The organism is Pseudonocardia sp. Ae717_Ps2, assembly GCF_001932475.1.
GTDB lineage: Bacteria > Actinomycetota > Actinomycetes > Mycobacteriales > Pseudonocardiaceae > Pseudonocardia.
Genome location: NZ_MCIS01000001.1, coordinates 2,337,162 through 2,346,821, shown reverse-complemented (window position 1 = coordinate 2,346,821; position 9,660 = coordinate 2,337,162). Strand labels below are relative to the sequence as shown.

At 72.5% G+C, this 9,660-nt stretch carries 9 protein-coding genes; 3 read left to right on the top strand and 6 right to left on the bottom strand.

Annotated features, from left to right (window positions below; all coding sequences use genetic code 11):
• Nucleotides 1-106 precede the first annotated feature (106 nt).
• The 5 genes from panD to Ae717Ps2_RS11095 all read right to left on the bottom strand — a co-directional run bounded on the left by panD (nt 107) and on the right by Ae717Ps2_RS11095 (nt 6,271).
• Nucleotides 107-538: an aspartate 1-decarboxylase gene (gene panD, locus Ae717Ps2_RS11115; RefSeq protein WP_020628196.1), complete on the bottom strand. Its 432-nt coding sequence runs from the start codon at nt 536-538 to the stop codon at nt 107-109.
• Between the two features lie 619 nt (nt 539-1,157).
• On the bottom strand, nt 1,158-3,029 hold the full coding sequence (locus Ae717Ps2_RS11110) for an SIP domain-containing protein (protein WP_075306673.1): 1,872 nt from the start codon (nt 3,027-3,029) through the stop codon (nt 1,158-1,160).
• A gap of 175 nt (nt 3,030-3,204) precedes the next feature.
• Nucleotides 3,205-4,353 carry a 2-methylaconitate cis-trans isomerase PrpF family protein gene (locus tag Ae717Ps2_RS11105; protein WP_075334237.1) on the bottom strand — a complete coding sequence of 383 codons (1,149 nt, stop codon included), beginning with the start codon at nt 4,351-4,353 and terminating at the stop codon, nt 3,205-3,207.
• Entirely contained in the window at nt 4,350-5,285 is a 936-nt protein-coding gene (locus Ae717Ps2_RS11100) for an oxaloacetate decarboxylase (RefSeq protein WP_075306674.1), read from the bottom strand. Before Ae717Ps2_RS11100 ends, Ae717Ps2_RS11105 begins: the two co-directional genes overlap by 4 nt.
• Nucleotides 5,286-5,377: 92 nt before the next feature.
• The gene (locus tag Ae717Ps2_RS11095; RefSeq protein WP_075333325.1) at nt 5,378-6,271 is read right to left on the bottom strand and encodes a LysR family transcriptional regulator; all 894 of its coding nucleotides are present in this window, start codon (nt 6,269-6,271) and stop codon (nt 5,378-5,380) included.
• A 111-nt stretch (nt 6,272-6,382) separates the two neighbouring features.
• Between Ae717Ps2_RS11095 and Ae717Ps2_RS11090 the strand changes: the two genes are divergently transcribed.
• From Ae717Ps2_RS11090 to Ae717Ps2_RS11080, 3 genes are all read left to right on the top strand, one after another.
• Complete coding sequence (locus Ae717Ps2_RS11090; RefSeq protein WP_075306676.1) at nt 6,383-7,774, top strand: MmgE/PrpD family protein; 1,392 nt, start codon at nt 6,383-6,385, stop codon at nt 7,772-7,774.
• Between the two features lie 140 nt (nt 7,775-7,914).
• Nucleotides 7,915-8,730, top strand: a complete 816-nt coding sequence (locus Ae717Ps2_RS11085) for a mycofactocin-coupled SDR family oxidoreductase (protein ID WP_075306677.1) — start codon at nt 7,915-7,917, stop codon at nt 8,728-8,730.
• Nucleotides 8,714-9,295: a TetR/AcrR family transcriptional regulator gene (locus Ae717Ps2_RS11080; RefSeq protein WP_075306678.1), complete on the top strand. Its 582-nt coding sequence runs from the start codon at nt 8,714-8,716 to the stop codon at nt 9,293-9,295. The genes Ae717Ps2_RS11085 and Ae717Ps2_RS11080 overlap by 17 nt, the downstream gene beginning before the upstream one ends.
• 49 nt (nt 9,296-9,344) lie before the next feature.
• Here the strand turns inward: Ae717Ps2_RS11080 and Ae717Ps2_RS11075 are convergent, their stop codons facing one another.
• Nucleotides 9,345-9,650, bottom strand: coding sequence for a hypothetical protein (locus Ae717Ps2_RS11075; protein ID WP_175581803.1), 306 nt, complete (start codon nt 9,648-9,650; stop codon nt 9,345-9,347).
• Between the last annotated feature and the right edge of the window lie 10 nt (nt 9,651-9,660).

The window sequence follows — 9,660 nt, the reverse complement described above, 5'->3', positions numbered from 1 at the left end:
CCGGTACGGCGGCGGTGCTGGTGGACACGGTGTCGTCGACGCGGGCCGGGTCAGGGGTCACCGTGGACGCCCTCGGCCCGCGCCTCCTGCGTTGCGGCAGGTGCGGTCAGCGACCGGCGGTCTGCGCGAGCGCACCGGGCACCGGCTCGGCCGGGTCCACGCCGAGCGCGACGACCCGGTTGTCGGCGTCGACGTGCACCACCCGGGCGACGTGGTCGGCGACGGCGGGCTCGGGCACCTGCTGGTAGGCGACGATGATCGTCAGGTCACCCGGGTGCACGAGGTGCGCGGCGGCGCCGTTCACGCCGATGACGCCGCTGCCGCGTTCCCCGGTGATCACGTAGGTCTCGAGGCGGTTGCCGTTGTCGATGTCGAGGACCTGGACCTTCTCGCCCTCGACGAGGCCCGCGGCGTCCATCAGGTCCTCGTCGACGGTCAGCGAGCCGACGTAGTGCAGGTCGGCCTGGGTCACGGTGGCGCGGTGGATCTTCCCGCTGAGCAGGGTGCGGTAGCGGACGGTCTCGGTGGAGCCGGGCATGACGGAACCTTCCTCACCGGATCACCTCCGGCGCGGGCGTGGGGGTTGCGGAGCGGGTCAGGCGCCGGGACGTCCGACCGGGCTCCCGGGGAGCAGATCGGTCCAGGTGCGCGCGACGCGGCCGGGTACTCGGCAGGTGCCGCCGCCGGGCGGCGGACACGGGCACGTGGCAGGGTCGAGGACCCCGACCGCGGCGACGACGTCGAACGGCACGCGGCCCGGGCGGCCTCCGTCGCCTGTCACCGTCGCGCCACCCCTTACTTGCCTCGCCACACCTGAACTTAGGCAAGGCTAAGCATGCGGGTGGATGCGAGGGTTCCGCCGAATGGATGACGCATTCCGATCACCGTCACGGGCCGGGATCTCCGCACGTCAGCGACCCGCGCCGACGGGAGGGACGCTCCACACACGGCGTCTGCGGACCCCTGATGGTCCGAACGGGTGTGAGCACCGGCATGGCCCCGCCCGCGCCCGAGGCACGACAGGGGGCCGTGTCCGGCCGACCGGCGGCGGGTGACCCACGATCGCGGGCACGAGTCGGCGCCGTGCCGGGCGGCGGCGGGTGCCGGGCCCGGCGCGACGCCCCCGGGGGACGGTCGCGCCGGGCGCGGGAGGAGGGTCAGGGTGCGACCGGCTGGAGCGACCGGAGCGTGTCGCCCCAGCCGACGGTCTCGGTGGCGACGGTCCGCAGTCCGGCGTCGGCGACGACGGCCGAGAGCTCGGTGGCCGTCCGGCGGCCGGAGCCGTGCAGGACGAGGGCCAGCAGGTCGTCCTCGGCCTCGTGCTCGTCGAGGTCCTGCTCGTCGAGCACGTCCTCGAGAAGCAGGATCCGCCCGCCGGGGGCCAGGCACTCCCCCGCGCGGCGGAGGATGTGCACGGCCTCCGGGTCGGGGTACTGGCCGAGCACCTTGCCGAACAGGATCGCGTCGGCGGCCGGGACCGGCTCGGCGATGGTCTGCACGACGACCTCCACGCGGGAGCGGGCACCGTCGTCGGGGACGGTGCGCAGCAGCTCGGACCGGGTCCAGTCGGCGTCGGAGGGGCCAGCGACGATCGTGACCCGCGTCCCGGGGCGGCGGGCGACGACGGCGGCCGCGGCGGACACCGCGGCGTCGGCGTGGACGACCAGGTGGTCGATCCCCTCCAGAGCTGCGGAGTCCGCCACCGGGGCGGCGATGTAGTCGGCGAACTGCGCGGTGTTGTCCAGGAGCCTGCGGGCGAACTCCTCGTCCCCGCGCAGGCTCGGGTAGTCGCGACCGGTGACCGCCGCGAAGGACTCCCGGCCGGTGCGCACCGCCTGCTCGAGCCCCAGGAACCCCTGCTCGCGGCGGGCACCGACGCCGTCGCGGCGCACCACGTCGAGCACGTGGTCCTCGGTCAGGTAGAAGCCGGTGTCGGTCAGCGTGTACCCGCCCTGCTCGTCGCGGTCGAGGATCTTGATCGCCACGAGGTACCGCAGCAGCTTCTCCAGCGCCCGCGGATCCGCACCGGCCCGTTCGGCGAGCGACTTCGGATCGCGGATCCCGCCGGCGACGAGCTCGCCGAGGCCGAGGTTCGCGGCCACCCGGATCGCCAGTGGGGGCAGCAGCTCGGCCTGCTCGTGGAAGGTCTCGAACGCCTCGGCGTTGCGTTCCTCGTCGGTCACCCGGGGGTCGGACTCGAGGGTGACCACCTCGCCGAGCTTCCAGTAGCCGGTGAAGTCGATCCGGCGCCGGTCCACCCCCGCCGCGACGAGCAGCCGTCGCAGGTCCCGCACGACGGACTGCTCCCCCGCCAGCCAGCCGGCGGTGGCCGCGGCGTCCCAGCCCGGCCCCTCGGCCACCGTGCGCAGGCACTCGGCCAGCTGCGTCGACGTACCCGGCCCGGCGCCGTCCCGGACCAGCCAGGTGACCTCGACACCCGGGTGCTCGCGCAGCGGGACCCGGTGGGCCGTCTCCGCGACCTCGATGAACACGTCGGCCCGCAGGTCCGCCGGCGCGGTCTCCAGCAGCCGCGAGACGGCGGGCAGCGCGGTGTCGTCCCCGGCGACCAGCAGCCGTTCGGCCGTGGCCGGCAGCGCGAGCGACGCCGCCGGTCCCGCCACGTGGACCCGGTCCCCCGGCGTCGCGCGGTAGGCCCAGGTGGTCGCGATGCCGACGCCGTGTCGCACGAACTCCACGTCGAGCTCACCGGCGACGGGGTCGTGGCGGCGGACCGTGTAGACCCGCCAGACCGGCCGGCGTCCCTCGGGCAGCTTGATGCCGCCGTCGCGCAGGATCGGCAGGACGGGCTCGGTCTCCCCCGGGTAGGGGAAGATCAACCGCACGTCGTCGTCGAAGCCCGTACTGGTGAACGCGGGCCAGGCACGCCCCTCGTCGTCGGTGAACGCCCCGAGCTGCTCCCCGGTGAGGGTCACGCGTCGCAGCGCGGGCGTGACGTCCACGATCCGCGAGACGCTGAGCTCACGCACGGCGATGGGGTAGACCGAGACGGCACGGTCCTGGTTGGGCATGGGGGCTTCTCCTCGCACGGGCACAGGGACGGAGCACGGCGATCCGTGGCGTCCGGCCCGGGCGTTTCCGGCAAACCCGCCCTATCGGCCGCGCGGCTCCGCCTGCGACTCTAGCCACCGGTGTCCGGGCGGCCGTGAGCTGCCGACACGGCGTCGTCACACGGCCGTACCGCTCTCAGGTGGGACGCGGGTAGTACGCCCATCCCTTGGCCAGCCGTCGGGCCGTCCGACTGATGCCCAGCATGCGGAACTCGACGGACCCGGCCCCGGCCCCGGCCCCGGCCTGCACGCGGACCGGCATGACGCCGGAGGGGTGTCCGATCAGGACGGTGTCGGGCCTGCGCTCCGTCGCGACCTGGTGCACGGTGGTGCCCGGCAGCCGCGACGCCGCGGCGAGGCTGATGGACGCGGTCCCGGCCATGCTCTCGTGCAGACGGTTCATGAACATCAGTCGGGCCCGCAGGTCCATGTCGTCGGGGTCGACGGCCTGTCCGTTGAGTGTGCTGTAGCCCCCCGGCGGTGCCACGGCCCCGACCATCGGGATGGCCGGGACCTCGGTGTCCACCTGGGTCCACTCCTGGCACAGGCCGAGTCGGACGCAGACCTTGCCCCGGATCTCCCGGATGGCGGACACGAGTTCCGCTCGGCCATTGAGTTCGAGACCCTCGCTCCCGGTGAGACCGAGATCCGCGGCGGCGACCCAGGCGATCGGATTCCCGGCATCGACGATCGACAGCCGGACCGTTCGCCCGTCCTCGAGCTCGACGGTGTCGAGTGGGTTCCCGGTGGGGAGCAGCCTGCCGGTGACGGCCCCGACCGTTCCCGACCAGTCCATGACGATCTCGGCGCCCGTGCCCGGTACCCCGGGGATCGCGAAGTCACCGTCCACCCGTGCGGCACCGTCGCGGACCGGGACGTGCGCCACGAGGACCTTGTCGGTGTTGGTGTTGCGGATACGGACGACGGTCGTTCCCTCCTCGACCGGGACGAGCTTCTCGTCCACGGCGAACGGTCCGACGCCGGAGGAGATGTTGCCGCAGTTGCCGTTGTAGCTCACCAGGCCGGTCTCGATGTCGACCTGTGCGAACGTGTAGTCGACGTCGGCGTCGGCGGCGTCCGACGGCGCGATGATCGCGACCTTCGAGGTGATCGGGCGTGAGCCGCCGAGACCGTCGATCTGCAGGACGTCGGGTGACCCCATCAGCCGCGCCAGGAGCGCGTCGCGGGCGGGACCGGGTGCGGGGATGTCGGCGGCGTGCAGGTACAGGCCCTTGCTGGTCCCGCCCCGCATCTGGACCAGCGGGACCGACAGCTGGTCGCTCATCGCCGTGCCCCCACGTGCTCGCGCGGCGCGGCGACGTCCGACACCGCGGCGGTCGCCGGCCCACCGGCCGGTGGGCGCGGTCCGTCGTCGGGCCAGCGGAGCCACTCGCTGATCCCGACGGTCTCGAAGAGCTCACCCGGCCCGGCGGCGTCCAGGGGCGGGAGGCCGGTGTCGCGCAACGAGGCGAGGGCGCTCTGCACCGCCGCCGAGGCCGCCGCGAGGCCCATGATCGGATAGATGGCCAGCCGGTACCCCAGGTCTGCGTACTCCGCGTGGCTCAGAACCGGTGTCCGGGAGTTCGCCATGACGTTGACCACGAGGGGGACCTCGATGGCGGAGCCGATACGACGTAGCTGGTCCAGGTCCTCGACAGCGTCGACGAAGACCATGTCGGCACCCGCGTCGGCGAACCGGCGCCCACGCTCGACGGCCTCGTCGATCCCGTGGGTGGCCAGCGCGTCGGTACGCCCGATCACGACCAGGTCGTCGTCGCCGCGGGCGCGGACGGCGGCGCGGACCTTGGAGACGGCGTCGTCGCGGTCGATCACGGACTTCCCGGACAGATGCCCGCACCGTTTCGGGAAGACCTGGTCCTCCACGTGGAGTGCCGCGGCACCTGCCCTGATGTAGGTCTCGACGGTGTGCCGCACGTTGAGCTCGTTCCCGTAACCGGTGTCGGCATCGGCTATCAGCGGCAACGACGTCGCACCGCTGAGCCGGGCGAGGTGCGCTGCGACGTCCGTCGCGGTCATCAGGCCGATGTCGGGTCGTCCGAGCAGGCTCACCGACGCCGCCGCCCCACTGACGTAGGCGGCCGGGAAGCCCGCCTGCTCCGTGAGCGTCGCGCTGAGGGCGTCGTACACGCCCGGGACCACGACCATCTCCTCGCCCGCGATCAGGTCGCGCAGGGTCTGAGCCGACTCGTTACTCATGTGGAGGGGATCCTCTCCGCTGCCGGGTGCTTGTCACCTGCCACTGTGCGCCTCGCGGCGGCCCCTCCGGAAATGACGCATGTGCTGTGAAATCATGCGCGCTGTGCATAGTCGGTGCCGGCGACGTGGGCGGCGAACCGTCGCGCGGCCGGTGCGGTGGCGCCCCCGGCACGACACAGCAGACCGATCGACCGGTACGCACCGTCGTCGGCGAGCGAGACCGCCGTCGTTCCCTCTCGGGTGTCCGCCGCCCGGCTCCGCTCCGGAACGATCGCCACGCCCATTCCCTCGCCGACCAGTGCCTGCACGGTGCTCAGCTCCGTGGCCTCGAACACCACACGCGGCGTGACCCCCGCCCGGGTGCACAGACGTTCGGTGGTCTGACGGATCCCGAAGGCCGAGGGGAAGCTGACCAGGTCCTCGGTGGCGAGCTCGGTCACCGGCACCGACCTGCGCGCGGCGAGCCGATGACCCGCGGGAACCAGCAGGACGAGGCGTTCCTCGAACAGCGGCGTCCACTCCAGGTCGCCGTCGGCCGGGCGCGGACCGGTCAGCGCCACGTCGATGCGGTGGTCGCGCAGATCGTCGAGCACGGTGTCCGCGGCCCGCCCACGGAGCTCGAAGGTCGTCGCGGGCGAGGTCGCCCGGTACTCGCGGAGGAGCCGGGGAACCAGCCACACCCCCAGGGAGTGCAGGAACCCCAGTGCGACGACGCCGCCCTCGGGATCGGCCAGGGAGGCGATGCGCCGCTCGGCGGCGGCGATCTCCGTCACCGCGCGCACGGCGTGCGCGCGCAGCACCTCGCCGTAGCGGTTCAGCCGTAGCCGGTTCTGTCGCCGGTCGAACAGGCGCACCCCGAGACCCCGTTCGAGCCGGGCCAGCGCGCGCGACAACGTGGGCTGGGAGATGTTCATCTTCTCCGCCGCCGAGGTGACGTTCTCGCTCTCGGCCAGTGCGAGGAACCAGTGCAGTTCTCGGATCTCCACACAGCGACTATGCCCCACGGACATGATGCGGTGCACAGCCCGTCATTTCACACCGCGGCTCCGGAGACGCACGATCGGTACGACAGTCACCAGTACGAGGAGGCGGTTGACATGACCGTTCAGAGCCCGGCGAAGTCGCTCTCGATCGACGTGGCGGACGTCGTCCGGCGCACCGACATCTCCGACGTCCCGCCACCGGTCCTCGAACGGGCACGCCTCCTGATCCTCGACGCGGTCGGGATCGCCTTCGCCTCGAGCGGGTTCGGGTTCGCCGATGTCGCCGCCAGGGCGGCGACATCGTTCGGGCCGGGTGAGCAGCCGGTACTGGGTCGGGCCGAGCGGCTCGGCCTCCGCGACGCGGCGACCCTGAACGGCATCCTGGTGCACGGTCTCGACTTCGACGACACCCACAGCCGCGCGGTCGCCCACGTGTCCTCGGCGGTGCTGCCCGCCGCCCTCGCCTCGGCACTCGACGCCGGGTGCACGACGAACGAGTTCCTCCTGTCCTATGTCCTGGGTGTGGAGATCATGGCCCGGGTCGGGTCAGCGGCCCACGGCCAGCTGCACGACGTCGGCTTCCACCCCACCGCGATCGCCGGTGCGTTCGGGGCGACCGTCGCGGCCGGGAAGAACTACGGCCTCACCGCCGGTCAACTCGCGAACGCACAGGGGATCGCCGGCTCGTTCAGCGCCGGACTGATGGAGTTCCTGCAGGACGGCGCGTGGACCAAGCGCCTGCACCCCGGCTGGGCGGCGTCGAGCGGGATCACCGCGGCCCTCTACGCGCGTGCCGGCTGGACCGGTCCCCCGGCCGTCTTCGAAGGCCGCTTCGGGCTGTTCGCCACCCATCTGCAGCAGCGCACCGACGTCAGGCCCGACATCGTCGCCGACGGCCTCGGCTCGGAGTGGGAGCTCCCGGCGACCGCGGTCAAGCCCTACCCGGTGTGCCACTTCAACCACGCCTTCATCGACGCCGCCCTCGATCTCCGGCGACAGCACGCCCTCCTGCCCGAGGACGTCGCCGCGATCACGTGCGCCATCCACCCCGTTCCGCGCAAGGTCGTCTGCGAGCCGACGGAGGCGAAGTGGGCGCCACGGGACGACTACGACGCCAAGTTCAGCCTCCCCTTCGTCGTCGCCGCCGCCCTGGTGCGTGGCCGGTTCGGTCTCGCCGAACTCGAGGACGACGCCCTCTCCGACCCCGAGATCCTGGCGACCGCCCGCAAGGTCCGGGTCGTCGACGACCCCGACAGCGCCTTTCCGGAGGCCTACTCGGGGTTCGTCGCGATCGAGACCGTCGACGGGACGACGGTCTCGCACCGGGAGCAGATCAACCGCGGCCATTCCCGACGTCCGCTCGACGCCGACGCGGTGATCGCCAAGTTCCGACAGAACGTCGGTCGCGTCGCGGACGACGCCGTGATCGACCGCGTGCAGAACGCCGTCCTCGGGATCGGTGACGACCGCCCCGTCGCCGAGTTCGCGGACGCGTGCAGCAGGTAGCCCGGAACCGGGATCCGTCACCTACAGGACTCTCGATCCTCGTCACCGTCGTGCCGCCGCCGGTGCGGCACGGCTCGCCGGGCGTAGGCTGAGTGAGCACTCAGTCAAGTGGGCCGCACGCCGGACGAAGGGAGTCCGCCATGTCAGGACGGGTCGCGAGGAAGGTCGCGCTGATCACCGGCGCGGCGCGCGGTCAGGGTCGGGCGCATGCCGTCCGGCTCGCGCAGGAGGGCGCGGACATCATCGCCGTGGACATCGCGGGTCCGCTGCCCAGCGTCGCCTACGACTCGCCGACGCCCGCGGACCTGGAGGAGACGGTCCGGGAGGTCGAGAAGCTGGACCGGCGCATCGTGTCGGCGCAGCTGGACGTGCGGGACCTGGACGGCCTGAAGTCCGTCGTCGACGGCGCGGTGACCGAGCTCGGACGGCTCGACGTCGTCATCGCGAACGCGGCGATCTGCGTGCCCAGGGCCTGGGACAAGGTCACCCCGACGATCTTCGACGACTCGATCAGCATCAACGTCCGCGGTGTCTGGAACACCGTGATGGCGGGTGCCCCGCACCTGGTCGAGGCCGGTGGCGGATCGATCATCATCATCAGCTCGGCGGCCGGGCTGAAGGTCCAGCCCTTCATGGTGCCCTACACCACCAGCAAGTTCGCCATCCGCGGTATGGCGAAGGCGTTCGCCGCCGAGTTGGCCGCGCACCACATCCGGGTGAACACGGTCCACCCCACCGGGGTCAACACGCCCATGGGCTCGGGCGGCATGTTGGAACAGCTCGGCGAGGCCATGCAGACCTACCCGCGCCTGGGCGGCATGTTCACCAACCTGCTGCCCGTCGAGCAGATCGAGCCGGAGGACGTCGCGGACGCCGTGCTCTTCCTGGCCTCCGACGAGTCCCGGTTCATCACGGCCCACGAGATCGCCCCCGACGCCGGTGTCACCGAGTACTGACGGCGAGGGCACGTCGGCACGCGAGCGGATCCTCGCCGCCGCGGAGACGCTGTTCGCCGAGCGCGGCTTCGACCGCACCTCGACGTCAGCGCTGGCCGCGGCGGCCGAGGTCCCGCAGGGCCTGATCTTCTACCACTTCCGCACGAAGGAGGAGCTCCTGCGGTCGTTGGTCGAGGAACGGACGGCGGGCGAGCTGCGGGATCTGCTGCCCGACGAACCCGCGGTGTCGCTGGCGGCGGCGGTCGAGCTCGCCTGGACCACGGTGCTCCGTGAGTTCGGCACACCGAACCCCCTGCAGCGCATCGTCCTGCGGGAGATGCTGAGTCGCCCCGACATGCGGCGCGCGGCGCATGCGGCCCAGACCGCGATCACCGAGCAGACGGCCCGCTACCTCACGCGCAGCGCGGGCCGTTCCGGGGAGACGCCACCTGTCTTCCGGACCGTGGCCCGGCTCCTCGTGGTCGCCGCGTCGTTGTGCGAGACGACCTCCGACCCGCCACCGCCGGAGCTGGAACCGGGAGCGGTCGCCACGGCGCTCACCCGCGGACTCCCCGAGCCCGACTGACACCCGCGCCGTCGGCGAACCGATGCTCGGCCCGACCCGCGAGCGGCCCTCACCCTGACGGGGTGCCTGCCGGCGGTCGGACGTGTGCCTGCCGGCGCCCGTTCCCGGCCGCGGTGAGGCGGTCGATCGCTGGACCCGCCCCGAGCCCGTGCAGCAGCACACTGCCGACCACGCACAGGACCATGCCGGTGATGATCGTGTAGGCCGGGTCGCCGTCGGGGAGGCCGTTGAACGCCAGCAGCCCGAACACGATGGTGGTGGTCCCGCGGGGACCGAGCAGACCGGCCAGCAAGCGCTCGCGGCCGCTGAGGTCCGTGCCGATGAGCGCGAGCAGGACCGGGACGATCCGCAGCACCGTCAGCCCC

Excerpts from the sequence above, each read along its gene's own strand:
- Ae717Ps2_RS11085 (WP_075306677.1), top strand. The coding sequence starts at position 7,915 with ATGTCAGGACGGGTCGCGAGGAAGGTCGCGCTGATCACCGGCGCGGCG.
- Ae717Ps2_RS11105 (WP_075334237.1), bottom strand. The coding sequence starts at position 4,353 with ATGAGCGACCAGCTGTCGGTCCCGCTGGTCCAGATGCGGGGCGGGACC.
- Ae717Ps2_RS11100 (WP_075306674.1), bottom strand. The coding sequence starts at position 5,285 with ATGAGTAACGAGTCGGCTCAGACCCTGCGCGACCTGATCGCGGGCGAG.
- panD (WP_020628196.1), bottom strand. The coding sequence starts at position 538 with ATGCCCGGCTCCACCGAGACCGTCCGCTACCGCACCCTGCTCAGCGGG.
- Ae717Ps2_RS11090 (WP_075306676.1), top strand. The coding sequence starts at position 6,383 with ATGACCGTTCAGAGCCCGGCGAAGTCGCTCTCGATCGACGTGGCGGAC.
- Ae717Ps2_RS11110 (WP_075306673.1), bottom strand. The coding sequence starts at position 3,029 with ATGCCCAACCAGGACCGTGCCGTCTCGGTCTACCCCATCGCCGTGCGT.